The following is a 24,766-nucleotide window of genomic DNA, read 5'->3' as shown; positions in this document are numbered from 1 at the left end:
GGACGCACGCCATGAGAGAGCCACACCAAACCCACTGGTGGGCAGCCGATGTGAGAGCGACCTCGCCGGGTACCTGGACCCGATCCTGGCCGGGAACGAGCCCTACCGCCAGTATTAAGTAGCCGATTTCCGTACGTTCCGGGCATACACCGGCCACTGGGCTGGAGGCGAGAACGACACCGACCACGCGGGACGCTCGTTCACGCCGCTCCCGGTGTGGTGGGTCGAGTACCGGGGGCAATCGTTTCGCGAGCAAGCGGTCTGGTAGGCATCCAGCTGTCGGCAGATGAGGTTTTCTAGGCCAACTCGACCTCGTCGAATTCCACAGTCAGCCTGTGGCGCCGTTCCCGCAGCACGTTACCTTCGCGGTGGACAAGACCCTCGCCGAAGTCGATGCGCAGCTTGGCGTTACGGGTGTCGACTTCCCGTACAACCCCGCAGATACCGCTGAACGGCCCCTCCGGGAAGTAGACGACATCACCTGGCCAAAAGTCGGTAAACCCCACGACGCCACAGTAGTCCAACGATCTTCGGCTGCAGATGAGCATCGAGCGAACCTCACACTCATCTGCCGCATTGGGCGCGGATGGAGTCAACGCTCAGTGCCCGCAGGGGATTCAACGTCCTGAGGCCGTCTCCGCCGCGGCACGCACTGAACAGGGGCCGCGCTGGCCGCGCATCGAGCTGGTGTGGACGCCGTGCCCCGAGCTCTGATATGGCCGACAGCCGGGTAGCTAGTCTCGAACGGTGATCTGCGAATTCGACAGTGAGATGGTCGATCGAGATGAAGCGGTCGAGGTCATGGACCGTTCCGTCGGCACGCGGGTGCGGCTGTGGCATCGCACGGTTCCATACGATGATGACTTCGTGGCGGTGTGTGTGGAGTTGTCTGCCGGTGGAATGGTGGCCTCGACGCGCGGACTCCTCCTCGATTACGTCTCCGGTCGTTCGCTACCGGGATTTCTCGGCACGTTGGAGCGGGATTTCGCCGGCTGGCAGGGGATTCGGGTGTGGGACAGTATGGACCACGAGTTTCGGGTCGAGGCGCGGCACCTGGCCTTGGGACATGTTCGGCTCGACTGGAGCCTGCGCCGTCAGTCGAGTGAATCCCTTTCCTGGGCGGCGACGGCCGTGACCTATCTGGAAGCGGGTGAGCAGTTGCGACAGTTGGCAGCAGCCATCCATCGGTTCCTGCTACCCGACGAGCACTAGGCAGTAGTCACGCATCCGCTAATGCCGCATTACGCGCTGACCGGACCGGCCAGCGCGGATGCGTGGAAGATCAACGGGCAGGAGTCATCTGAGCCCGCCGATCGGACGTCGTCAGTGCACGGTCGTGCCGATTACCGTGCGTACAGAAGGCGTGGAGTGATGAGATCATCGCCGCCCATATGGTTTTCGGCGGTCGTGTCGGCGAGCAGCCGAGACTGTGGGTCAGTTCAAGCAAGGTCAGGGCTTCGACAGTGGGTCGGGTGCGATGCGGAGTAGTTGTTTGCCGAGGTTGCGCCCTTCGAAGAGGCCGCGCAGCATGGCTGGCGCGAGTTCGAGGCCCTCCTGGATATCTTCGGCGTACACGATGTGGCCTTGGGTCATCCATTCGTGTAGCCGACCGAATGCCTCCGGGAATCGGTCGAGGTAGTCCAGAAAGATGAATCCCTCCATCCGTGCCCGCTTGAGTCCGAGCTGCATGTAGTTGCGTGGTCCAGGAGGTGGTTCGCCCGCCTCGTAGCCGGAAGAGATGCTGCCGCAGACCACGATTCGGGCTCGCTCGGCGATATTCGCCAGTCCAGCGTCCAAGATGGCGCCGCCGACGTTGTCGAAGAATACGTGGACACCATCGGGAGCCAATTCGTGCAACCGCGCCTCGACGTCGTCGGCCTTATAGTCGATGCACGCATCGAACCGGGCGATTTCGGTGACCCAGGTGCACTTGGCGGTTCCGCCCGCGATTCCGATCACCCTGCATCCCAGCGCTTTTGCGATCTGGCCTGCGATGGACCCGGTCGCGCCGGCGGCTCCGGACACCAGCACGGTATCCCCGGCCGAGGGTCTGCCGATATCGATCATGCCGAAGTAAGCGGTAAGTCCGGTCGCGCCGAAGATGCCGAGCATCGCCTTGGGCTCGATGCCTGGCGGAACGACATTCAGTCCCAGCAGCCCCTGACCCGAGGCGATCGTGTAGTCCTGCCATCCGACCATCCCGAAAACCCAGTCTCCCACTGCGTAGTCGGCGTTGCGGGATGCCACCACCTGCCCGACGCCACCGGCGCGCATCACCGCACCGAGTGGCACTGGATCCATGTAGTTCGGGCCGTCATTGAGCCAGCCCCGCTGAGTCGGATCGAAAGCCAGCCAGACCACCCTGACAAGTGCCTCATCCGGGCCGGGGGTCGGTACAGAGCCGCTCCTGAGCTCGAAGCTACTGTCGTCAACCATGCCTACCGGTCGTTTGACAAGAAACCATTGGCGATTCACCCGGCGAAGCTAACCCGCCTATCCGATCACTGTCATCCGGATTTCCTGGTCTCGCACCTGCCGCGGGCACCGCAACGGAGCCGCACACATCCTATGCCGCATACCGAGCGAACGACCCGAGCTGACGCTTGGGGGTGTGCGCGGTGGTCTCCGATGTGCCCGCGGAGCGCCGATCGCCGACAACTTGGTGGAATCGGTAGGTCAAGCCATGGTCTTCACCCGCCGAACGCCTACCGGCGCGATCCGAATCGCTGGGCCTTCGACCGTTAAAGTGTTCGGGTTGTGGAGCGTTAGGTGGAGACCTGCTCCCAGCTTCGCCCTACCCGGCCTCCGCCTCCGTCGGATGCACAATCGACAAGATCGTTGATAATGTCGCCACTGTCCGAACTCGCTGGCAAACCAACTATTTCGGCGGCTACCCATTCATCTTCGAGGTCGAGTTGGCCAGGCTCGGGCCGGCCGAACCCTGAGCCTCATCGGTTCCGGATGGCGAAGTCCGGTAGGGCATCCTGTACAGGTGGAGGGCGACGGGCTGATTGCAATCGAACTATCGAGTGATGAGCGGCGGGTGCTGGTCCAGGGCCTGGTCCAGTGGTTCGGCCCATCCAAATGCACTGACGCGCTCGCGCTCGCGATGGACTTCGAGAGTGCCGAAGACATGTCACAGCAGTCGAAGCGCCTGATTGCAGAGCTCAGCTCGAACGAGCCGCTGAGTGCCAAGGACTGGCGGCGGACACTGGTAGCCACCGAAATCGTTTTCAGCAGTGATGTATTCGGGGCCGGCGTGGAGTGGTCGATCTGCACCGGGATCCAGGACGGCGAGACCGCCCAGATCCTCCGCGGCCTGCAGAGGAAAGTGGCACGGGCGTTGCCTCGCGGGACATACCGCTTCCGCTGACACACAAACTGGGTCCCGACTTCCCACCCGAAGCCGTGTAAGCCCCTCCCTGTCGGCTGGCCCTTGCACAGCGTTGGCAGGCGGGCGGGGTTTGAACAGGATGAGCAATGTGGTGCGTTCGTGTGAGACTGCCGTGGTGACTGAGATTGATGGCGCGACTCGTGGGAGCCTGCTTCGGCGAGGGTTCTTCCTCGAGTACATCACTCTGGCCTGGAACGTGGTTGGCATCGTGATTCTCGCCGTCGCTGCGATCTCGGCGAAGTCGGTGGCGCTGGCCGGATTCGGGCTGGACTCTCTGATCGAGATCGGAGCCTCCGCCGTCGTGATCTGGGAGTTGTCGGGCACCGGCGAGGCACGTCAACGGCTTGCGTTGCGGCTGATCGGCGGCGGCTTCGCCGCGTTGGCGGTCTATCTCCTGGTCCAGTCGACCGTGGTCTTGGCTACCGGGTTTCATCCTCGGCATTCCCCGCTGGGGATCACCTGGACAGCGATCACGGCGCTGGTCATGTTCGGCCTGGCCGCAGGCAAAGCGCGCACGGGGATCGCGCTGGGAAATCCGGTCCTGACCACCGAAGGCCGGGTCACCCTGATCGACGGTCTGCTCGCTGCGGCGGTGCTGCTCGGGCTCGTGCTCAACAGCTTGGTCGGCTGGTGGTGGGCCGATCCGCTGGCCGGGTACGTGCTTGTTATCTATGCGCTGCGCGAAGTGAGAGAGACCTTCCTCGGCGATCACTAACCAGAACCGAACGTACGGAACTGTCGCTTCCCCCGTCTGGCCGAACCGGCCGGCGCGACGAGCCGAAGATCAACGGGCAGAGACGATCCGAGGCCGGATGAACGCACGCGACTGCGTTCGGGCGTACCGGTGAGGTCGCCGCGGCGGCGGGGGTGAACATCCAGACCCTGCGCTATTACGAGCGTCGTGGCCTGCTCGCCGAACCGGTCCCTGGGCGGGCACCGGCTCTATCCCGAGCAAGCGGTGATGACGTTGCGGATCATCAAGGCCGCCCAGCGACTCGGGTTCACCCTGGAGGAAGTCGCCGACCTGCTGGAAGCCACGGCCGCCCCGACGCGGGCCTGCACGCGCGGGCGCTCACCGAACTCGCCGAGGTCGACGCCGAGCTTGCGGAGCTGACGGCCGTGCGTGACACCTTACGGGCAGCACTGGCCGCGGGCTGCGATGACCTGCTTGCGTGCAGCGAAAGCCCCTGTTGCCCACTGCCGTTCGCTGCAGACATCACCCCGCGCCCGCGAAGGGCATCGACTGTGGCTGCTGAACCCAGACACGACTCGACGACGGTGGTGGGCGCCGATCGGGCTCGGCGCGGTGCTGGTACGCGCTGCGGCGGGGACGACGCATGGAGGCCGAACACTGGCGATACCGGTGCAGGATGTGGATGCGCCCGCACGGCTGCCCGCTGATCATGATCTTCTAGGGTCACGGTCATGACCGTGCTGCGTTCCATCGTGTTGTTCGCTGTGGCCGCTGTCGCCGAAATCGGCGGGGCATGGCTGATCTGGCAGGGCGTGCGCGAACACCGGGGCTCGGCCTGGATCGGGGCCGGAATCGTCGCGCTGGGCTTGTATGGGTTCGTCGCCACCCTGCAACCCGATGCCAACTTCGGGCGCATACTCGCAGCCTACGGTGGCGTGTTTGTCGCCGGTTCGCTGCTGTGGGGTATGGCCCTCGACGGGTTCCGCCCCGACCGCTGGGACATCACCGGTGCCGCCATCTGCCTGATCGGCGTCGCGATCATCATGTACGCCCCGCGCGGTACATAGTCCGCCTTCCGCCGCGCAACAGCGTCCACTCATGCCGCCGGTATTGATCCGGCCGGTTGTTCCGAGGGCTCGGCATGCCGGATGTCGAGCTGGGCCCTGTCATCGGCCATGACGCGGGCCCTCGTGACCGGTCGACGCCGTGCCCACGCGGGGCGGGGATGGTGGTCCGGCGGTGATGTGGCAACGTGGGTCGGCAGTTCATATGCGGAAGGAGCGGAGTCGATGCCCAAGGGTGTTCCCGAGGCGGTTCCCGAGGACGGGCTGACCACCCGGCAGCGGCGCAATCAGCCGGTGCTCGCGGTGCACACCGGGCCGGGCAAGGGCAAGTCGACCGCGGCGTTCGGGATGGCGCTGCGGGCCTGGAATCAGGGGTTCGACGTCGCGGTGTTCCAATTCGTGAAGAGCGCCAAGTGGAAAGTGGGGGAGGAGGCGGCCTTTCGCGCGCTCGGGCGGCTGCACGCCGAGACCGGCGAGGGCGGCGCGGTCGAATGGCACAAGATGGGGGAGGGCTGGTCCTGGACGCGCAAACAGGGCAGCGAGGAGGATCACGCGGCCGCGGCGCTGTCCGGCTGGCGCGAGATCGCGCGACGCCTGGCCGCGGAGCAGCACCGCTTCTACGTGCTCGACGAATTCACTTATCCGCTGAAGTGGGGCTGGGTCGATCTGGACGAGGTGGTCGAGACACTGCGCACCCGCCCCGGCAATCAGCACGTGGTGATCACCGGCCGCGACGCGCCGCAGGCGCTGATCGACGCCGCCGACCTGGTCACCGAGATGACCAAGACCAAGCATCCGATGGACGCGGGCCGCAAGGGGCAGCGCGGTATCGAATGGTGAACCGCACGAACCACTCCCGCGCGAACGTCCGCACCGGACTCGCCGTGATCGCCAGGACGCGGCGGTCCCCGGCCGGAGTGGCCGAGCGGCGGTCGTGTGAGCCGCGCGAATCGAGCGCGTGGTGAACACCCCCGCGGTGGTGATCGCGGCCCCCGCATCGGGCAGCGGAAAGACCACGCTCGCAACGGGTTTGATCGGAGCGCTGCGTCGGGCAGGGCACGCGGTGGCCCCCTTCAAGGTGGGTCCGGACTACATCGATCCCGGATACCACGGCCTGGCGGCCGGGCGACCGGGCCGGAACCTGGATCCGGTCCTGGTGGGTGCCGAACGGATACTGCCGCTGTACCGGTACGGGACGCAGGGCTGCGATCTGGCGGTGGTCGAGGGGGTGATGGGCCTGTTCGACGGCCGCATCGACGAGCACCAGGCCGCACCCGTGGCGGAGGGCTCGACCGCGCAGATCGCCGCGCTGCTGGGCGCGCCCGTCGTCCTGGTCGTGGACGCCCGCGGGCACAGCCAGAGCCTGGCCGCTCTGCTGCACGGATTCGCCACCTACGACAGCGAGATCCGGCTGGGCGGGGTGATTCTCAATCGGGTCGGCAGCGAACGGCACGAGCAGGTGCTGCGCGCGGCCTGCGACCGGGTGGGCCTGCCGGTGCTGGGTGCGCTGCCGCGCATGAGCGAATTGGCAGTCCCCTCACGGCATCTGGGGCTGATACCGGCTGTCGAGCACGGATCGGCGGCCAGTTCGGCGGTGGAGGCGATGATCGAACTCGTTGCCGCGCACGTGGATCTGGCGGCGATAGCGCGCCTGGCCGATGCCCGGGACAGCGGCCCGATCTGGGATCCGGTCGCGGAGCTGACGGCGGCCCATGAGCTTTCGAACGTCGATCCCTCAGCCGCAGGTGAGCCTGCCCTCGAAGCGGCGGCTACATCCGGTCGCACCGCTGGAGGCCGGTCCGGCGCAGGAACATTCGGTGCCCGGCTCGGCCGGTCGATTGCCGCTGGGAGTGTCGTGCCTGCGACCGCCGGCGAGGTTCGGGTCGCTGATCCCGCGCCCGCGATCGCGATGGCGGGTGGGGCGGCGTTCACGTTCGGTTATGCCGAGCACCGCGAACTGCTGGCGGCGGCGGGCGCTCGGGTGGTGGTCTTCGATCCGCTCCGTGACGAGTTGCCCACCGGCGCCGCCGGTCTGGTGTTGCCGGGCGGCTTCCCGGAGGAGCACGCGGCCGAATTGGCCGCGAACGAGCGACTGCTCGACGCCGTGCGCCGGGCGTGCCTGGCCGGTATGCCGGTGCACGCCGAATGCGCGGGGCTGCTGTACCTGGCCAAGAGCCTCGACGGTCATCGGATGGCCGGAGTCGTGGACGCCACGGCAGAATTCGGTCCCCGCCTGACCCTCGGCTACCGGGATGCGGTGGCGCTGAGCAATTCTCCGCTGTGGACGTCCGGAGAACGCGTGCGCGGCCACGAATTCCACCGCACTCGCCTGACCGCCGCCGGTCCCGAAACCCCCGCATGGGCCTGGCGTGCACCCATCGGTGAGACGATCCGCGAGGGGGCTGTGGTCCACCGGGTGCACGCGTCCTACCTGCATACTCACCCCGCCGGGAATCCCTCGGCGGTCGCACGATTCGTCGCTGCGGCCGCCGAGTTCGCCGCGGACCCGACCGATGTATGAGCCCCCCGGGCCGGAGTCGGCGCTCCTGGGCCCCGTTGCAGACCACGCCCGGACACGGGTTGTGGTGCTCGGGCCCGGCCTCGTGAACCGACGGGTGGCGCCGACCCGGCCCGCGGTGATCGACGAGCGCACTCCGGTGGGTTCCGGCGGCGAACTTCGCTCGGACGACGGTGTCGCTGCCGAGGAATGCGGGCCAGGCAGCGGCGGTGACGTCCGGACCGGCGAGGGGCCAGACGGCGGTACGTGGGCCGAGAGTGTGCGGGCCGGGCTTGCAGGGGATCGGTCCGCCATATCGGGTCCGGTGGTGGGCGTCGGATGCCGCCCGGGCACGGCGGGGGAGACAATCGTGCACGCCGTGCGGGAAATCGTGGGGGACAGCGGCGTTCGATGTCTCGCCACTGTCGATCGGCGCGCGCGCGAGCCGGGGTTCCAACGCGCGGCACACGAATTGCGAGCGTCGACAGTGGCTTTCTCACCGGCGGAGCTTGCCGAGGTCGAGGTGCCGAATCCGGCCCAGCGCACGGCCGCGGCGTTGGCCACCGCCAGCGTCGCCGAGGCAGCCGCACTGCTGGCCTGCGTAAAGTGCTATGGCACAGGGCATCTTGTCGTTACGAAGACCGTGATCGATGCCGTCACGATCGCGGTCGCGCGTCCCGGCTCGGCCTAGCTCACCCGCGCCACGCTTCGAGTACCCGATCCAGGGTCGGCCGGATCTTCGCGCGCGCCTCGCGGCGCGGGACGCCCTGCATGAGCAGGTGGTCGTAGTCCGTGTCGAGATGGCGAATCGAGGCGACCACCGCCAGCGTGACGGCCTCCCGGTCGAGTACCTTCGCCGCGGCGCTGCGGCCTACCCGGCCGCTGCCGCGCAGGGCCGCATGGTCGGCGATCAGGGTCGCGCGTTCGGCGGGGCAGTGCGGGAACAGCGTCCGGATCTCCGCGGTCATCCGCGCCTGGAATTCGACGTCCTGATCGGCCCGCCGCACCGCATCGCGCTCGCGGCGGCGCAGCCGCGCCTCCTCGTCGGCCAGGCACTGCTCCTCGGCTCGGGAAAGGGCCTGCTCCTCGACCAGAATTCCCTTGCGCTCGTGGCGTTTACGGCGGGGATTGAATCTGACCACGACCGCTGCCAGGGTGCTCTCCTTCTTGGCGCGGCGGCTCAGCGCCGCGTCCCCGGCGGGCAGGAATTCGAGATGATCGAGGTCGGCGCAGGTCAGGCACAACGCTCCGGCGTCGGACATGATGAGATACGGTCCGGTGCCCGAACATTCGGCGCAGCTCCACTCCGAGGCGGCCTCCACCACCATGAGATCGGGGGCCTTGTTCTGGCGCTTGACGAGCTGCTCGCGCCGGGCCGGGCTCAGATTCGGTGAGAGCCAATGGATGCGGAACTCCGCGTCGTCCCCGCCGGTGACGAAGGACAGCGGCGCCTGGTCGCGGGTTCCGGCGATATAGGCGGTGTCGCTGGGGGTGAGGCCGCCCGCGCGGGCCCACTCGCCGAGCAGCGCCACCGCCTCGCGCATGCGGCCCGCGTCGACCGCGGCCAGCTGCTGCAGCGATGTCGCCCGGCCCTGCCGCCACTGCTCGACGTGCGCCGACCGCAACCAGCCCAGTCCGACCAGCACGTCCACCGGGGAGACGTACTTGCGCTGGGCCAGTGCCGCTTCCGCGGCCGCGATCACTCTTGTCCGGAGCTTGGGCATGGACCCGACGATAGGGCACGGCGGTAGCCGGCAGGTGTGCCGCGGGCGGGCTACCGCGCGCCCGCCCGCGACCGGGTGCCGGCTACACGCAGACGCCGGGGAACGGGAGCACCCTGATCACCGCGGAGCCGGCGACCGGCTGCACCCCGGCGCCGTCGTTGTAGTAGATGGCGCTGATGACGTGCTCGCCCGCGCGGTCCGGGGCCCACACGACGCTGGCGGTGCCCTTGGAAATCCGTGCCGTGCCGACCAGGTTGCCGCTCAGTCCCGCGAGATGGCTGAAGAAGTCGACGTTGCCCTGGGACACCGGGCTCCCGTCCGGATTCTTCACCGTGGCCACGGCCGTCTGCCGGCACCCGATGGTGCCGGTGTTGACCGGGCTGAGGGCCGATCCCGCCATCGACACCGAGATGGCCGATTCCGGTGCGGCGGATGCCGCCGGTGTCAGCAGTGCCGGTGCGGTCACCGTGGCCGCCGCGAGCACGGCTCCGGCCGCGACACGCGAGATTACCGATGCTCTCATGGTGCTTCGCCTTTCGCTGTGCCGTCCCGGACGCGAGCGGTCCGGGCTTGTAATCGCTGGCAGGCTACCCGAGAGCCGGGTCACATCGGCGCAGGCGCGGCGGGACGCGGTGGCGGCGGGTGCGCGCGCTCAGGGTGCGACCGAGGTCCAGTCGGCGAATCCGGTCGGATCGTGGCGGCCCAGGCTGGCGTGCTCGAACAGGCCCCAGCCCTCGGCGTCGTCGCAGCGGGCCTGCGCGACGTGGTCGATGACGCCCCAGGGAATGCGCCCCGCGACAGCGGGGTCGGTGAGGTCGTAGCGCACCGAAGAAGACCAATCGGTTCCTTTCCAGGTGCCGTGCTGCCAGTCGGGATCGCCGCCGTAGCCGCAGCCGACGTGCAGCGGTACGAAGGTCTGCGGACTCACCTCCACCTCGACCGGTTTGCCGTCCGGCGCGGTCATTTCCAGCCGCGCCGCGACGGGAATCCTGGTGCCCGACCGGTATTCGATGTGCACCCGGGGCCAGCCGAGCTGCTCCACCCGTCCGTCGGCCCAGATGCGGGTGGCGTCGTTGAGTGTCCGAAAGCCGTCCGGATTCTCCTGCACGATCACGATGATCGAGAAGTCGTCGAACCGCAGCGGCACGTACAGCCACCAGAATCCGCCCGCTCCCTGCGCGGCCGCGCGGCCCGCCGGTTCGGTCTCGCCGACCGGCCGGATGCCCCAGGAGCGGTCCCGGCTGCCCATCCAGACCTGCGGGTCCACGGCGAGGTCGACGCCCTCGACACTGAGGGTGCCCTCCCACGAACCCAGCTGGGCGAAGCGGGAGGCGTCGATGATCGGGCGATTGTGCGCCAGGATCAGATGCGGCTGCTCCATCACGGCGGGGGACGAACCGGTCCAGGTCAGATCGAAGCCGAGATCGTCGTGCTCGCAGATGATTCGCAGGCGGCGCAGCGGTTCGATCACCTCGACCCGGTAGCCGCCGACCCGCTGCTCCAGCGCGCGATCGCCCAGTTCGGTCGAAAAGCGCACGGCGCGTTGGATATTGCCGCGGCGAACACAGGCATAGGCGTCGGTGACGCCGAGATTCGGATAGACGCCCATGCCCGTCACCAGGAAGGTGCCTCCTGTCCGGTCGTGGGCGTTGAAATAGCTGCGGTCGTAGAAGTTCCGGTCGCTGCTGGCGACGCGGGCCAGCGACAGCGGGGTCTGGTGGATCGGGTACTCGTCGAGCGGAACGGGTACGGGGCCGGTGGATTCGGGCACGATCTCTCACTCCCAGTCGTAGGTGCCGTCGAGCAACTGCTCGAGACAGGTGCGGTGCATGACGTAGTCGTCGCGGTCCGGGGTGTCGGTGTCCTCGCCGAAGTGGATCATCCGGCGCTTGACCCGGGCCATGATCACCCCGTGCCGCAGTGCGGCGTAGACGAGGTAGAAGTCCAGGTCCCGCAGGCGGTATCCGGTGATCGCCTCGTAGTGTTCGACCACGTCCGCGCGGCGCAGGTAGTCCGGCAGGCCCGGCTGGCCGAATCGGGTGGCGATGTCCTGGAAGAAGCGGTGGATGAAGATGACCCACGCGACGTCGAGCTCGCGCGGTCCCAGCGCCGCCATCTCCCAGTCCAGCACCGCGATCGGATCGAACTCGCGGTAGATGATGTTGCCCGGGCGCGAATCACCCCAGCTGAGCACGTCGGGACCGGGATCCTCGGGCCAGTGCTGCTCGAGCCACTCGAAGGCCCGCTCCAGCAATGGAATCGGATAGCCGTCGTCGGCCAGGGCCCAGTGGTACCAGGCACGGGCGGCGTCCACGTGCGCGCGCAGCGCCGACTCGGCGCCGGGCGTGGTCAGCATCGGGAACTTCGCGACCGGCTCGGCGATGTCGTGGATCTTGGCGATGATCTCGATGGTGTTGTGGGTCAGTTGCATTCGCTCCTGTGGGGTGGCATCGTGCAGCCACCCGACGAAGACGTACGGCGGGTTGTCCTCCGGAATCCTGCCGTCCACCCGGCGCATCACGAAAAATGGTGCGCCCAGGACGGATTCGTCCTCCTCGAGCCAGCAGAGTCCCGGTATGGGCACATCGGCCTGCGCGGCGACCGTCTGCATAATGGTGAATTGCCGTGTCAGGTCGTAGGTTTCGAATGCCGGAAACGACTGCGGCTCCGGCGCCATCCGGGCGACGAACGATCCGCCGCCGGGCTCGCCGCCGGCCTCCCAGCTCGCATCGAACAATATCGTCGTGGACGACATGCCCCCGGCCTGCGGGCGGGTCAGGCCGGTGACCTTCGCCGTCCCCGCGCAGTCCACCTTCGTGCCCAGCCAGCTCGCCAGGCGGGCGGCGGTTTCGTTCAGGTCGCGGGTGCTGACGGTCAGGTGCCAGGCCTGTTCGGGATCATGATCGGATTCGGTCGCCATGTGGGACCTCCTGAGCGTGAGAAGTGCCTGCGTGCCACCGGTCGCCGACGGGTGCGGCGCCGTCGTGACCGGAGGGTGCGATGGAGGGAATGTAACGCGTTCTAGTCATGGCCGGTGGTGAATCCGGTGCCGATTTCGCGCAGTTCCGCTCACCGGGATCCGCGATTGCCCCGGGGATCGAGGCGTCGGCGCGGTTCGTGCGGATATGCGGCGGTGATGTCGGTGGCGTGGTGTATCAAGGATGGCATCGTCCGGATGGCCGGGGCGGTGCGGTCTTGTGAAATCGTCAGCGGCTTCATCGGATAGGGGGTGCACATGACAACAACTACGGCGGAGGAGAATCGGCCCGGGGCGCAGGAGAGTGCCGACGGGGGCGGTGGGGTGGGGGTACGCGTGGACACAGATGGGCCGGAGGCGGGGTGGAATCCGCTCACTCGTATAGCGTTCCGCTTCTGCTTCGTCTATTTCGGGCTGTTCTGCCTGACGATCTCGCAGATCACGCTGATGGGTGCGGGATGGTTCCTCGGCTCACTGTCGCCCCGGTCGGGCATGTGGATGCAGCGGCTGTTCGAACCCGCGCTCGGGTGGGTGGGGCGCGTGGTCTTCGGCGTCGGCGCGCGGGCATATTTCAGCGGCAGCGGCGATCAGGCCATCTTCTGGGTGCAGCTGTGCTGCCTGCTCGTGATCGCGCTGGTTGCCACGGCTGTGTGGACGCTCCTGGATCGCCGCCGCACCTCCTACCGGCGCCTGGCGGGCTGGTTTCTGCTGGTCGTCCGGCTGCTGCTGGCCGGGCAGATGCTGTCCTACGGTTTCGCGAAGCTGATTCCGACCCAGATGCCCAGGCCCGCGCTGACCACCCTGCTCACACCGTACGGAGATCTCACCCCGATCGGGGTGCTGTGGAATCAGGTCGGCTCCTCTCCGCCGTACGAGATGCTGCTCGGCGCCGCCGAGATGGCCGCCGGTGTGCTGCTGTTCATTCCCCGCACCGCCCTGCTCGGGGCGATGCTGGCGCTGGTGGACATGGCGCAGGTCTTCGTGCTGAACATGACCTTCGACGTGCCGGTCAAGATTCTGTCGTTTCACCTGATGCTGCTGAGCCTGCTGCTGCTGGCGCCCGAGGTGCGCCGGCTGGCCTCGGTGTTACTGGGACGCGCGGCGGGGCCCTCGAGGGCTCCATACCCCTTCCGCGGGGTCCGGGCGCGGCGCATCGCCGCGCTGGTGCAGGTGATCATCGGCGTGTGGGTGGGGGCCGGGCTGGTGCACGTCGGCCTGCGGGGTTATCAGGAGATCGGCCCCGATCACATCAAGCCGCCGCTGTACGGCATCTGGACGGTGTCGGAGTTCACCCGTGACGGGCAGGTCGTGCCGCCGCTGGTCACCGACCAGACCCGCTGGCGCCGAATGGTGTTCGAGTATCCGGGTGTCGTGGCCTATCAGCGTATGGACGACACGATCGAGTACGTGCGGGCGACCGTCGCTCCGGGCAGCCGGCGGATCGTCCTGGCGACGATCGCCGAGCGGCCCGAGCCGCTGGGGGCGCTGACCTTCTCCCAGCCCGCGCCGGACCGCGCGGCGCTGACCGGCGAGGTGGGCGGGCATGCGGTGACCATCGCGCTGCAGCGGTTCGATGCCGACGCGTTTCCCGTGCGACACGGTGGATTTCACTGGGTGCAGAACGCTCCGCAGGAACGGTAGTCAGCGCGCGACCGTGCCGATCTGGTTGGTCCAGTTCAGGTTCGGCCGGAAGAACTCGCCCGAGCCCGGGGTGAATGCCGCGCACGCCGCCATGTCGCCCCACAGCTGTCCCATCATCCAGGCGGTGGGGTAGCCGAGATAGCCGTAGACGCCCGTCGTGCATCCGGATGAGGCGCCCGAACAGTCGGTCCGGCCCTGAACATCGTTGTGGTTGGGGCCGATCAGCGTGCCCCAGCTCTTGGTTACCGTGCGGGAGGTCGCGTCGTAGTACTGACGGTTCGATTGCAGCCCGGGCAGCGGCAGCCACGGCGTCGAGGGCGAGATGAATCCGTCGCCCGATCCGTTGACGAAGAAGACAGATCCGGAGCGGAGTTTCGCCGGGTCGGCACACGATCCGGCGAAACACAGTGCCTGCATGGGCAATTCGATCGGAATCGCCGTCTTGATCAGGCCGCCGGACAGAGCCATCGCGTTCAGTACACCGGTTGCGCCCTGGGAATGTCCCATCGCGCCGACCGCGTCGGGGTCCAGCCGGTTGTGGAAGATGCTGGCCGGGTCGGCCGCGCGATCGATGAGATACCGTGCGGCCCTGGCGATGTCGACGCCCGACCCGGTGCTCTGATTCTCGGTCGCGATCACCACGAAGCCCCAGGACGCTAGGTGCGCAAGCAGGTAGTCGTACTGGCGCGGTACCGCGACCGTCCCGTTGCCCCAGGTGATGATGGGATGGCGAGCCGTGCCGAGATCGGCCGGGTACCAGATGTCGTACTTCGCGCCGGTGCTGTCGCAGCAGCCGAAACCGAACCGCGAGCTCACCGCGAACGGCCCGGGCTGGAAGAATTTCGCCTCGATGGCGCCCGCAGGGTGATAGGGAGTGTCGGCGTGGGCTGCGGCGGCGGGTACCAGCGCGTACATCAGGGCGGTGAGCACCGTCACGAGTCGTACCGCGTACGTTCGCATGCCCGCAGCTTAGGTGACGAGCCGGAATATCCCGCGCGGGTTCGAATTTCGGGAATGCCGGGGTGGCGGGCCAGGTTCGCATCCGATATGACAGTGGAATTCTCCGATGGCCTGAAGAAGCACATCGACAACACCCCGGTGTACGCGACACTCGCCACGCTGAGCCGCGACGGGCAGCCGCATCTCACCGTGATCTGGATCGAACGCGACGGGGACGAGCTGGTGTACTCCACCACCGTCGGCCGCCAGCAGTACCGCGACATCGCGCGCGATCCGCGCGTCACGGTGATGATCGTGCCGCCCGAGAGCCCGTTCACCTACGCGGAGATCCGTGGCACCGTGACGATCACGCCGGATCCGGACAAGGAACTGCCGGATCGCCTGTCGCTGAAGTACACCGGCAAGCCGTATCTCGAGTTCAACCCGAACTCGGTGAACGACGCCGACCGGGTGATCGTGCGGATCACCCCCGACAAGGTCCGCGGGCAGCTCTGAGTCCGGGCGGTTGCGGATCGGGCCTGCGCAGCCCGTAGGCTCGAAAATTGTGCCGAACACGCAGGACGATCAGCAAACAGGTGACCCGAACTATCTGGTCGGGCTCGATCTGGCCCATCGCCGAGTCGTGGTCGTCGGCGGGGGCACGGTCGCACAGCGCCGGCTCGGCCTGCTCATCGCCTCGGGTGCCGACGTGCGCGTGATCAGCCGCACCGTGACCCCGGCCGTCGAGGCAATGGCGGCATCCGGGCAGATCGCCGTCGAGCTGCGCGAGTATGTCGGCGGCGACCTCGACGGTGCCTGGTACGCGATCGCGTGCACCGACGAGCCGGACACCAACGCCGCCGTGGTGGCCGAGGCCGAAACTCGCCGCATCTTCTGCGTGCGCGCGGACAACGCCCGGCGCGGCACCGCCGTCACCCCGGCGACCGCGCGCTACGGCGGCATGACCCTCGGGGTGCTCGCCGGGGGACGGCACCGCCGCTCGGCCGCCGTGCGCAACGCTCTGCTCGAGGCGCTGCAGTCGGGGATGGTCACCGGCGATTCCGAACCCGCCGCGCCCGGCGTGGCGCTCGTCGGCGGCGGGCCCGGTGATCCGGATCTGATCACCGTGCGCGGGCGGCGGTTGCTGGCGCGCGCGAATCTCGTTGTCGCCGATCGTCTCGCGCCGCCCGAGCTGCTCGCCGAGCTCTCGCCCGAGGTGGAGGTCGTCGACGCCGCGAAGATTCCGTACGGCCGCGCGATGGCGCAGGAGGCCATCAATACCGCGCTGATCGAGGGCGCGAAGGCGGGCAAGTTCGTGGTCCGGCTCAAGGGCGGTGACCCCTATGTCTTCGGCCGCGGCTACGAGGAACTCGAGGCGTGCGTGGCCGCGGGTGTTCCGGTCACGGTGGTGCCCGGCGTGACCAGCGCCATCTCGGTGCCCGCGCTGGCCGGGATTCCGGTCACGCATCGCGGCGTGACCCATGAATTCGTCGTGGTCAGCGGCCATATCGCACCCGATCATCCGGACTCCCTGGTGGATTGGCCCGCGCTGGCTCGCCTGCGCGGCACGCTGGTGCTGCTCATGGCGGTCGAGCGAATCGACAAGTTCGCCGCCGCCCTGCTCGAGGGCGGCCGTCCCGCCGACACCCCCGTCACCGTCGTACAGGAGGGCAGCCTGCGCACCCAGCGCGTGCTGCGCGCCGACCTCGCGACGGTCGCCGAGCGCGTGCGCGGTGAGGGCATTCGTCCACCGGCGATCATTGTGATCGGGCCCACGGCCGGTTTCGCCACCGGCGCCCCCGCTCCTGTCGAATCCGCGTCCGGGCAGTGATTCGGCCGAGGTCGAGGCCGGAGTGCAACAGGGCGCGATGCGGATCGAACGCGGTGCGCAGCCGAGGAGAATGGACAGCATGGCCGGGAGCGGGCGCATTCTTGGTACGGAAGGTATCGGTTACAGTGGCACACTGTGCCCGATAATCCCGCTGTGACGATGGAATATCCGGTGACCCAGCGGGCCTTCGGGCTGCCGATCCTGGTGCTCAGCGGTTTGAACCTGATGGTGGTGCTGGACGGGACCATCGTGATCCTCGCGTTACCGCGGCTGCAGGATCCGCATCAGATGGGGCTGTCGAGCTCCGGCAGCGCATGGACGGTCACGGCGTACGGCCTGACCTTCGCGGGGCTGATGCTGCTCGGCGGCCGGATCGGGGACATGTTCGGCCGCAAGCGAATGCTGATCATCGGTGTTTCCGTGTTCACGCTGGCCTCGCTGTTCTGCGGACTGGCGCAGGACGAGGCGATGCTCATTGCCGCGCGCGCCGTTCAGGGCGCCGGCGCCGCCATGGCCGCACCGACGGCGATGGCGCTGGTCGTCAGCACCTATGCGCCCGGGAAGGCGCGAACCCAGGCGATCGCCATCTTCGGGTCGATGGTCGCGGTCGGGTCGGTCGGTGGTCTCGTGATCGGCGGGGCGCTGACCCAGTTGAGCTGGCGGTTCATCTTCCTGATCAACGTGCCGATCGGCGTGCTCATCGTGCTCGGTGCCGTCTTCGCGCTCCGCGACACCGACCATCATCGGATTCCGCTCGACGTGCGCGGCTCGGTACTGGGCACGCTCGGATGCACGAGCCTGGTCTTCGGCGCGACCGAGGGGCCCGAGATGGGCTGGACCAGCCCGGCAATCGTGGGCTCCCTGATCGCCGGGTTCGTGCTGCTGGCCGCGTTCGTCGCCGCGGAACGATTTGCCGAGAACCCGGTGCTGCCGCTGGGCCTGTTCCGCGACCCCCAGCGTGCGGTGACCTTTGTCGCCCTGCTGCTCGGCTCGGGTGTGCTCGGCGCGATGACCTACTTCGTGGCCCAGTTCCTGCAGAACGTCGTCGGGTTCAGCCCGCTGGAGGCCGGCCTCGCGTCCATTCCGTTCACCCTCGGCGCCGGGGCGGGAAGCGCCGTCACCTCCATGGCCGCGCAGCGGGTCAAACCGCGGTGGCTGCTGGGCACCGCGGCGGTACTGCTCGCGGCGGCCGGACTGTACGGTTCGACCCTGGACGGCTCGGTGCACTATTTTCCGACGCTGCTGATCCTGTTGCTGGTGGCCGGATTCGGCGTCGGCATCGTTATCGTCGTTGCGCCACAATGCCTTCTCGTCGGTGTGCCGGTGTCCGAGGTCGGGCCGCTGTCGGCAATCGGCCAGATGATCTTCGCGTTCGGTACTCCACTCGCGGTGGGGCTGCTGAGCCCCGTCGCGGCCTCGCGCACCCTGGCCATGGGCGGTCGAACGGGTAAGGCAGCCGATATGACCCCCCACGAAATCACCGCCCTCAGTAGCGGTTACACGCTGGTGCTACTCCTATGTGGCCTCGCTTCGATCGTCGTCGGCATGATCGGTATCTCGCTGCGGTACACGCCCGAACAGCTGGCTCAGGCGCAGCATGCCGAGAAGGAAGCTCAGCAGTCCTGAAGCCTCGCCAGGCGATGGCTATGGATGTCCGGGGTGCGGATGTCGGGATGAGCTGGGGTTTCGGGCCGCGGAGGGCTAGCGTGGGGGCGGATCGGGGGTTGGGGATGCCTCCGCGGTGGGGAAGGTGGGGTCGATGGGTACCAGGCCGGTCGAGCGGGCGCGGGGTGCTCGCGGAGGGTTTACCTATGAGCAGGTCAGTAGGCGGGATTTGCCGTTCGACTGGGAGTTGATCGCCGGGCGGATCGTTGCGCGGGGGCGAATCGGGTACTGGCACAGGGTTACTCGTGAGACGTTGGCAGGCGGGCTGCAGCGGGCGCGCCGCGCGCCGTATGCGGTATTCGCCGATCGGCGCCTGCTGGCCGATGAATTCACTGTCGCCAGGCCGGATATCGTGGTCGTCGACGAGTCACGGGTACCGGCCGGCTGCGCGCCGGAGTATGTGCCCGCCGAGTCGGTGGCCCTCGTGGTGGAGATCGTGTCGACCATCTCCTACAGCGACGAGTGGTTCCGAAAACCACAGCTCTATGCCGCGGCGGGAATCGCCAACTTCTGGCGCGTCGAGCGCGGACAGGACGATCGCCCGATCGTCTACCAGTACTGGCTCGACGACGAGTCCGGTGCGTACGACCCGGCGCCGGCCGGCGTTCACGCCGAAACCCTCACCACCGCGGTCCCGTACCCGGTGCACGTCGACCTGTCCGGGATCCGCGCCTGCGCCCCGGGTTCCGCCCGGGCGGCCTACCGGGTCGGCGATGGCGCCCGCTTCATGCGATCCGGTCCCCGCTGCCCCGAGCGTGGCCGCGGATGAGTGCATACGTTGGCCGCGGCCGCCATCGTGGCCGGACGCGCGGTTTACCGCATGTCGCGGACGCGGTGGCCCTCGGCGAGTTGGCCCATGATCTCCGTGCCCATCCGGCGGGAGAGGCGGACGGAAAGTTTCGGCAGGGCCAGGCCGATGGCGGCGCCCAGCCGCAGGGGTGCCGGCGCGACATCGAGTTCGGCGATGTTGTTTTCCACCGCTTTCACCACCGCATCGGCGACGTCCTTGGGCGTGCGGGTCCCGAGGCCCCGCGGCAGGCTCGCGCCGGACTTCGCGAACATGCCCGCATCCCGGATGAAGCCCGGATAGATGCTGGACACTCCGACGCCCCGGTCGTGCAGGTCCTCGCGCAATGCCAGCGTGAATCCGCGGAGGCCGAACTTCGTCGCGTTGTAGATCGAGGCGCCGCCCGAGGCGGTTTTGCCGGACAGCGAGTTGATGAACACCAGATGCCCCCGGCCGCGGGCGATCATCTGCTCACCTGCCAAGCGCGTCAACAACATCGGCACACGCAGATTCACCGTGATCGCCCGATCGATCTGTTCGGGGGTGTAGTCGAACAGATCGCCCGAGCCCGGTAGGGCCGCATTGGCGATCACGACATCCACCTCGCCCGCCTCGGCGAGCAGGGACTGGACCGCGCCGTCCGCGGCGAGGTCCGCGACGACCGCCTTCCCGCCGACCTGCGCGGCCGCCTTCGCCACGGCCTCGGCCCGCCGCCCCGAGACGATCACGCTCGCGCCCGCCGCGGCACACGCGGCGGCGATCGCCTCGCCGATGCCGCCGGTGGCCCCGGTGACCAGCACCCGTGAACCGTTCAGTTTCATACCCGAAGTCTGCATGGACTACGTCTAGCAGCCAATGTGAGCGTCGTCGACATACCTGGGTAGGAATTCGCGCCTCCAGCCCGGAATTACTAGGCCCACGGCGACTCGGTGCGAGGGTGGTCGGCGCGGTGTGGAACATGGCTTCGTTCGCGGGTGAGCTTCGATGGCCCGGTTCTGTCCGGCAGCGACGCCGTCGGTAGGCTTGAGCGGATGACCGAGCTACTGGCCGCGCGCATCGCCCGGCGGGTCGCCGCGCATCCGGAGGCGGCCGCGGTGGTGTCGCGGCACGGCGAGATCGGATATCGCGAATTCTGGGGGCGCGTCACCCGCGCCGCCGCCGGACTGCTGGGCATGAATCGTGTTGCGGTGCTGCCGACCTCGGATATCGACTCGCTTGTCGCGGTGGTGGCGGCCATGCGCGCCGGGGTGAGCGTGGTGCTGCTGCATCGGCATCTGCCGCCGGATCAGCTGGCCCGGATGCTCAGGATTACCGCGCCCGGCGTGGTGATCGCGCAGGCGCGCCAGCATCCGCGACTGCGGCGCATGGGGCTCGAGGGACCGATACACACCGCCGCGGACCTCGAATCAGAAGGCAGGTTCGGCGTTGCGCAACCCGGTGGCGAGTTACTGGTCGGCATCACCTCCGGTACCACCGGTGAACCGAAATTGTTTGTGCGCAACCAGAAATCGTGGGCCGCGACCCTGGATCGCTCCGACGCTACCTTCGGCATCGGCGTGGGAGACCGGGTCGCGGTGCCCGGCGTGCTCGACCACACGCACTTCCTCTACGGCGCCCTGCATGCCCTGACCCGGGGCGCGACCGTCGACCTGCGGTCGGTCGAGATATCGCTGAACGGCGGTGCGACACACCTGTATTCGGTGCCGACGCTGGCCTGGGACGCCGTGCGATCGGTGCCGGGGCCGATCGGAAGCGTGCGCGAGGTGCTCTCGTCCGCGGCCCGCTGGCCCCGCTCGGGCCGGGAGGCGCTGCGGGCCCTGCTGCCGAACGCCTCGCTCGTGCACTTCTACGGCGCCTCGGAGCTGAGTTTCGTCTCGTTCGACCGCGGGCTCGGCTCCGAACTGGAGAATTCGGCGGGGCAGCTGTTCGCCGGGGTCGAGGCGCAGGTCCGCGACGGGCTGGTCTTCGTCCGCAGCGACATGCTGTTCGACGGGTACCTCACCGCCGCGGGCGTCGTGGGCGGTCCGGTCGACGGCTGGATGTCGGTGGGGGACCGGGGGCTGGTGCGCGGCAACGAACTACAGCTCTTCGGCCGCGCCGGGGACATGCTGATCCGGGCCGGGTTCAATGTGGACCTCACCGCCGTGGAGACCGCCCTGGCCGCGATCCCCGGCGTCGCGGAGGCGGCCTGCGTCGCGGTGCCGGACGCGCGCATGGGCGAGGTGCCCGCCGCCGCGATCGTCGCGAGCGCCGATGCTCCGACCGTCCCGGAAATTCGGCGGCTGCTCCGGGGCACACTGCCCGGGCCGAGCATGCCCGTCCGGATCCTGAGCCTCGACAGCCTGCCGCGCACACCGCGCGGGAAACTCGATCGGCCCGCCCTTACCGCCGCGCTGAGCGGGAACGAGGGCGGACACCGGTAACGCCACGGCCCCCACGTGCCTGCCGCCGGAGCGGTCGCCGACGGGCCGGAAGCGCTCGGCATCCACTCCGGTGATTCGCATGGTCCGGTGGCACCCATCAGTGCGGAAAGTGCATGGGGCGCAGGGTGATCAGTCCAAATCGAGGAGATTGCCCGCATCGATGTCCATGTCGTGCAACACGAGCCGGCTGCGGATCTCCCGGACGCCGTGCTGGCGCTTGAGCTGATCCACCACGGTCTCGTACTCCGCCGGGTCGATGCAGGCCAGGCGCAGCTGGTAGTCGTACTCCCCGGTCATTCGAGCCCCCGAAACCACCTGGCGGACAGAGCGAACCGCGATCTCGAAGCTCAGGCGGTCGATATCGTCGCGCAGGCGGACGTCGGCGACCATGCTCAAACCGCGCCCCAGTGCGGCGGGATCCAACTCGGCCCGGAAGCGGCCGATGACGCCCGAGGCGTGCAGGCGGCGCACCCTGTCGGCGACGGTGTTCGCCGAGAGCCGCACATCCTTGCTGAGTTCGTTGTAGGTGCGTCGGGCGTCCCGCATCAGCAGCCGGACCAGTGAGCGGTCGATATCGTCCATGCATTGATTGTGAATAACTCGGCCTATCGAGGCAAGTGTCGAGTTTTGATCGGTGAGATGCACCTGTATCAACGGATTTACGATCCATATTCGGAAGATGTCATGGAAACGTGAACCGCATGGATGTTCTGATTCTGCGCGTGGCCTTGCCGGTGATGACGATCCTTGTGATAACTGCGCTCCAGCGACGGCTCGGTCACCGACTCGGGGGCCGGGTGGCCGGTCTGCCCCTCTACTCCTTCCCCTTTCTCGCGATCATTCTGATCACCGACGGCAGAACCGCTGCCGCGCAGGCCGCCGCGGGCGTGGCCTCCGGTCTGCTGGTGGTGGTTGTGTTCGGCGTCGGATACGGCCGTCTCGGCCATCGGCTTCGGAGCCCGCTGGCGGCGGTCGTGGTCACGCTCGGAATCATCGGCGCCGCACTGGTACTCGTGGCCGCGATCGGATCCGCACCCGTTATGGCGGTCCTTGTCGTCGTCGCGACGGCGGCCGGTCTGCTGATGTGGCCGCCGGTGGCCGCGCCCGCCTCGACGGCGAAGCCCGCGCGCTGGGAGCTGCCTGTGCGGATGCTGGTCATCGCCTCGATCATGGTGTGCCTCACCGAATTCGAGCCGGTGCTGGGCGCGCATCTGGCGGGCCTGCTGGCCTGCGCACCCGTGGGCCTGTGGATCATCACCCTCACCACCCACCGCAGGGCGGGATTCCCCGCGGCCGAGAACCTGCTGAACGGCGCCCTGCATTCGTGCCCGGGCACTCTGGCCTTCGCCCTGACGCTCGCCTACGGCCTGCGCCCGTGGGGCGCTGCGGCATTCGGTATCGCCCTGATCGGACTGTTTGCTATGGATCACCTGTTTCGCCGACTGGTCGGCTGGGGACGAAATACGTTGCAGGCCGGAGTATCCGGTCATCGGAGTGCGGTTCTCGAGAGTGCCGCAGCCGGTGGTCTCAGGCGGTGAGTCGATGAATGGGCGGCCCGGCAGGTGGAGTCGCGGTGTGGGGGCGCACCTGGTGCACGATGCGCCCGACCCGATCGTCGGGACGGCCCTGCTGTCGCGCCGAGGGTGATGGCCGGTCCCGCCCGCACCGCGCGGGTCCTACTTGGATTCGATGCGCCCCAAGGGTTCTGGCATATCGCGAAGCGCGGCGATCGCATCGGCCCAGGCGGAGTCGCCGGGGTAGAGCGTGCTGCGCAGGTAGGCCCAGGTGAGCGCCCGGAGCGCGGCGACACGCTCGGGGTTCTCGTCGGTTGTCTCCTTCGCGTCGTACCCGGACACCCCGCCCAGGCCATGCTCCGCGCCGAACAGCGTCAGCAGGCTCTTGGGGCCCGGGCTGTGGAAGTACGCGTCGCTGCGCCAGTCCTTCCGCTCGGAGAAGCGCGGGCTCCAATCGTTGTCGCCGACGATCACCAGGGCGGGAGTCGTCATCGTCGCAAAGCTGGTGGCGCGCAGGACCGGATAGTGCTCCGCGGCGAAGGCGGATACGTCCTGACCGCCGCCCGCCGGTGCCATCAGCACACCCGCCTTGACCCGGGCGTCGGCCAGATCCACCGGAGTTCCCTCGACCGTGACCTGCTGGCCGCACAGCAGCCCGACCGTGTGCCCGCCCATGGAATGCCCGACCGCCGCGATCCGGTCGTGGTTCAGGCGCCCGCTCAGTCCGGGAACGGCGGCCTCTATCAGATCGAGGTGGTCGAGGATGTGGTGCATGTCCCGCGCCCGCGAGCGCCAGTACAGCGGCGCATCGGGGTCGTCGGCTTCGCGCAGGCCCAGCATCATCGCATCCAGGTGGGTCGGCTGGATGACGACGAAGCCGTGCGCCGCCCAGAAGTCCGCGACCGGCCCGTAGCCGTGCAGGGACGATACGAAGTTCGACGGTCCGTGGCCGTGTGACAGCAGCATCACCGGCAAATCGCTCCCCGTGGCGGGTGCGGAGACCTTGACCCGCAGGTCCACTGTCCGGCCCGGCACCGGCAGGACCACCGGCGCGAAGGCGATGACGGGGGTGGATGCGGTAGCGATCGGGAATCCGGCGGCTTCGGTGAACGGTGTGCTCATAACGCCTCTTTCATCGAGTTCCGCGCGCACGGTCGGCGTCGCGGGAGTGTCCGCGCCCGGCATGAAAACGGAGCGCTGTTCCGAAACAATATGGAACAGCGCTCCGCTTTGTCAATGGATGCGCGGTAGACCTCGTGGCCGCCGTTCACGTTGTTGGTCACGCTGCCCTGGCCCGAGGACATCACCGCGATGGTGCCCGTGAACTCCTCGGTCGAGGTCTCGGCCACCGTGCCTTCGGGTTCGTTGGTGACCCCGGCGTTGACGAACAGCAGATCGAACCGCCGCCCTGCCAGCCGGTCGCGCAGCGCCGCGATCTGCGCGGGCTCGGTGATGTCGACCGTCTCGATCTCGAGTCGTTCGCCGTGGGTGCCGGTGAGCTCATGCAGCGGGGTCCGCCCGGAGCCGCGCACGGTGGCGGTGACATGCCGGCCGCCGGAAACCGCGCGACTCGGCGCGCAACGCCGAGGATCGGTGGTGAGGGCGACCACATACCA

General features: G+C 68.2%; 26 protein-coding genes and 1 pseudogene. 16 read left to right on the top strand and 11 right to left on the bottom strand.

The window, feature by feature from the left end; all coding sequences use genetic code 11:
• Nucleotides 1-296: 296 nt before the first annotated feature.
• Nucleotides 297-506: a KOW domain-containing RNA-binding protein gene (locus tag KO481_RS39820; RefSeq protein WP_215923728.1), complete on the bottom strand. Its 210-nt coding sequence runs from the start codon at nt 504-506 to the stop codon at nt 297-299.
• Nucleotides 507-747: 241 nt separating this feature from the next.
• On the opposite strand from KO481_RS39820, the gene KO481_RS39815 reads away from it, so the two are divergent.
• Nucleotides 748-1,212, top strand: a complete 465-nt coding sequence (locus KO481_RS39815) for a DUF6228 family protein (protein ID WP_215923727.1) — start codon at nt 748-750, stop codon at nt 1,210-1,212.
• A 237-nt stretch (nt 1,213-1,449) separates the two neighbouring features.
• Here KO481_RS39815 and KO481_RS39810 read toward each other — a convergent pair whose 3' ends face one another.
• Nucleotides 1,450-2,475, bottom strand: coding sequence for an NADP-dependent oxidoreductase (locus KO481_RS39810; protein ID WP_308166961.1), 1,026 nt, complete (start codon nt 2,473-2,475; stop codon nt 1,450-1,452).
• Between the two features lie 517 nt (nt 2,476-2,992).
• Between KO481_RS39810 and KO481_RS39805 the strand changes: the two genes are divergently transcribed.
• The 8 genes and pseudogenes from KO481_RS39805 (at nt 2,993) to KO481_RS39775 (ending at nt 8,340) form a co-directional block, all read left to right on the top strand.
• A complete protein-coding gene (locus KO481_RS39805; protein ID WP_215923725.1) occupies nt 2,993-3,373 on the top strand; it encodes a hypothetical protein in 381 nt (126 codons plus the stop codon).
• Between the two features lie 100 nt (nt 3,374-3,473).
• Entirely contained in the window at nt 3,474-4,109 is a 636-nt protein-coding gene (locus tag KO481_RS39800; RefSeq protein ID WP_215923724.1) for a cation diffusion facilitator family transporter, read from the top strand.
• Between the two features lie 134 nt (nt 4,110-4,243).
• Nucleotides 4,244-4,370: pseudogene (locus KO481_RS44970) on the top strand (MerR family transcriptional regulator); the annotation flags it as partial.
• Entirely contained in the window at nt 4,356-4,508 is a 153-nt protein-coding gene (locus KO481_RS43740; RefSeq protein ID WP_245402182.1) for a MerR family DNA-binding protein, read from the top strand. The pseudogene KO481_RS44970 and the gene KO481_RS43740, both read left to right, overlap by 15 nt.
• 311 nt (nt 4,509-4,819) lie before the next feature.
• Nucleotides 4,820-5,155 (top strand): YnfA family protein, encoded by a 336-nt coding sequence (locus KO481_RS39790; RefSeq protein ID WP_215923723.1) that lies wholly within the window; start codon nt 4,820-4,822, stop codon nt 5,153-5,155.
• A gap of 222 nt (nt 5,156-5,377) precedes the next feature.
• A complete protein-coding gene (cobO, locus tag KO481_RS39785) occupies nt 5,378-5,992 on the top strand; it encodes a cob(I)yrinic acid a,c-diamide adenosyltransferase (RefSeq protein WP_215923722.1) in 615 nt (204 codons plus the stop codon).
• 121 nt (nt 5,993-6,113) lie between these two features.
• The gene (locus KO481_RS39780) at nt 6,114-7,673 is read left to right on the top strand and encodes a cobyrinic acid a,c-diamide synthase CobB (protein ID WP_215923743.1); all 1,560 of its coding nucleotides are present in this window, start codon (nt 6,114-6,116) and stop codon (nt 7,671-7,673) included.
• A complete protein-coding gene (locus KO481_RS39775; RefSeq protein ID WP_215923721.1) occupies nt 7,666-8,340 on the top strand; it encodes a cobalamin biosynthesis protein in 675 nt (224 codons plus the stop codon). Before KO481_RS39780 ends, KO481_RS39775 begins: the two co-directional genes overlap by 8 nt.
• A 1-nt stretch (nt 8,341) precedes the next feature.
• Here the strand turns inward: KO481_RS39775 and KO481_RS39770 are convergent, their stop codons facing one another.
• The 4 genes from KO481_RS39770 to KO481_RS39755 all read right to left on the bottom strand — a co-directional run bounded on the left by KO481_RS39770 (nt 8,342) and on the right by KO481_RS39755 (nt 12,293).
• Nucleotides 8,342-9,373: a DUF2293 domain-containing protein gene (locus tag KO481_RS39770; RefSeq protein WP_215923720.1), complete on the bottom strand. Its 1,032-nt coding sequence runs from the start codon at nt 9,371-9,373 to the stop codon at nt 8,342-8,344.
• Nucleotides 9,374-9,455: 82 nt separating this feature from the next.
• On the bottom strand, nt 9,456-9,896 hold the full coding sequence (locus KO481_RS39765; protein ID WP_215923719.1) for a hypothetical protein: 441 nt from the start codon (nt 9,894-9,896) through the stop codon (nt 9,456-9,458).
• 129 nt (nt 9,897-10,025) lie between these two features.
• A complete protein-coding gene (locus KO481_RS39760) occupies nt 10,026-11,144 on the bottom strand; it encodes an Rv3169 family protein (protein ID WP_215923718.1) in 1,119 nt (372 codons plus the stop codon).
• Nucleotides 11,145-11,150: 6 nt separating this feature from the next.
• On the bottom strand, nt 11,151-12,293 hold the full coding sequence (locus tag KO481_RS39755) for a phosphotransferase family protein (protein WP_215923717.1): 1,143 nt from the start codon (nt 12,291-12,293) through the stop codon (nt 11,151-11,153).
• Between the two features lie 315 nt (nt 12,294-12,608).
• Here KO481_RS39755 and KO481_RS39750 point away from each other — a divergent pair, with 315 nt between their 5' ends.
• Complete coding sequence (locus tag KO481_RS39750) at nt 12,609-13,991, top strand: DoxX family protein (RefSeq protein ID WP_245402181.1); 1,383 nt, start codon at nt 12,609-12,611, stop codon at nt 13,989-13,991.
• On the opposite strand, the gene KO481_RS39745 is transcribed toward KO481_RS39750, so the two are convergent.
• Nucleotides 13,992-14,951 (bottom strand): poly(ethylene terephthalate) hydrolase family protein, encoded by a 960-nt coding sequence (locus KO481_RS39745; protein ID WP_215923716.1) that lies wholly within the window; start codon nt 14,949-14,951, stop codon nt 13,992-13,994.
• A gap of 87 nt (nt 14,952-15,038) precedes the next feature.
• Between KO481_RS39745 and KO481_RS39740 the strand changes: the two genes are divergently transcribed.
• The 4 genes from KO481_RS39740 (at nt 15,039) to KO481_RS39725 (ending at nt 19,195) form a co-directional block, all read left to right on the top strand.
• The gene (locus KO481_RS39740; protein WP_215923715.1) at nt 15,039-15,446 is read left to right on the top strand and encodes a PPOX class F420-dependent oxidoreductase; all 408 of its coding nucleotides are present in this window, start codon (nt 15,039-15,041) and stop codon (nt 15,444-15,446) included.
• 49 nt (nt 15,447-15,495) lie between these two features.
• On the top strand, nt 15,496-16,761 hold the full coding sequence (cobA, locus tag KO481_RS39735; protein WP_215923714.1) for a uroporphyrinogen-III C-methyltransferase: 1,266 nt from the start codon (nt 15,496-15,498) through the stop codon (nt 16,759-16,761).
• 159 nt (nt 16,762-16,920) lie between these two features.
• Nucleotides 16,921-18,387: an MFS transporter gene (locus KO481_RS39730; protein ID WP_215923741.1), complete on the top strand. Its 1,467-nt coding sequence runs from the start codon at nt 16,921-16,923 to the stop codon at nt 18,385-18,387.
• 133 nt (nt 18,388-18,520) lie between these two features.
• Nucleotides 18,521-19,195 carry a Uma2 family endonuclease gene (locus KO481_RS39725; RefSeq protein ID WP_215923713.1) on the top strand — a complete coding sequence of 225 codons (675 nt, stop codon included), beginning with the start codon at nt 18,521-18,523 and terminating at the stop codon, nt 19,193-19,195.
• 44 nt (nt 19,196-19,239) lie between these two features.
• Here the strand turns inward: KO481_RS39725 and KO481_RS39720 are convergent, their stop codons facing one another.
• Nucleotides 19,240-20,034 carry an SDR family NAD(P)-dependent oxidoreductase gene (locus KO481_RS39720; protein ID WP_215923712.1) on the bottom strand — a complete coding sequence of 265 codons (795 nt, stop codon included), beginning with the start codon at nt 20,032-20,034 and terminating at the stop codon, nt 19,240-19,242.
• Nucleotides 20,035-20,244: 210 nt separating this feature from the next.
• Here KO481_RS39720 and KO481_RS39715 point away from each other — a divergent pair, with 210 nt between their 5' ends.
• Complete coding sequence (locus KO481_RS39715) at nt 20,245-21,636, top strand: AMP-binding protein (protein WP_215923711.1); 1,392 nt, start codon at nt 20,245-20,247, stop codon at nt 21,634-21,636.
• Between the two features lie 129 nt (nt 21,637-21,765).
• Here KO481_RS39715 and KO481_RS39710 read toward each other — a convergent pair whose 3' ends face one another.
• The gene (locus tag KO481_RS39710) at nt 21,766-22,218 is read right to left on the bottom strand and encodes an Lrp/AsnC family transcriptional regulator (protein ID WP_215923710.1); all 453 of its coding nucleotides are present in this window, start codon (nt 22,216-22,218) and stop codon (nt 21,766-21,768) included.
• A gap of 119 nt (nt 22,219-22,337) precedes the next feature.
• Here KO481_RS39710 and KO481_RS39705 point away from each other — a divergent pair, with 119 nt between their 5' ends.
• Complete coding sequence (locus KO481_RS39705; RefSeq protein ID WP_215923709.1) at nt 22,338-23,174, top strand: hypothetical protein; 837 nt, start codon at nt 22,338-22,340, stop codon at nt 23,172-23,174.
• Between the two features lie 138 nt (nt 23,175-23,312).
• Here KO481_RS39705 and KO481_RS39700 read toward each other — a convergent pair whose 3' ends face one another.
• Together KO481_RS39700 and KO481_RS39695 are read right to left on the bottom strand one after the other, a co-directional pair.
• Nucleotides 23,313-24,272, bottom strand: coding sequence for an alpha/beta hydrolase family protein (locus KO481_RS39700; RefSeq protein ID WP_215923708.1), 960 nt, complete (start codon nt 24,270-24,272; stop codon nt 23,313-23,315).
• A complete protein-coding gene (locus tag KO481_RS39695) occupies nt 24,269-24,760 on the bottom strand; it encodes a Rossmann-fold NAD(P)-binding domain-containing protein (protein ID WP_215923707.1) in 492 nt (163 codons plus the stop codon). The genes KO481_RS39700 and KO481_RS39695 overlap by 4 nt, the downstream gene beginning before the upstream one ends.
• Between the last annotated feature and the right edge of the window lie 6 nt (nt 24,761-24,766).

The organism is Nocardia albiluteola, from assembly GCF_018860155.1.
Classification (GTDB): Bacteria; Actinomycetota; Actinomycetes; order Mycobacteriales; family Mycobacteriaceae; genus Nocardia; species Nocardia albiluteola.
This window is presented reverse-complemented; position numbering and strand designations above follow the sequence as displayed.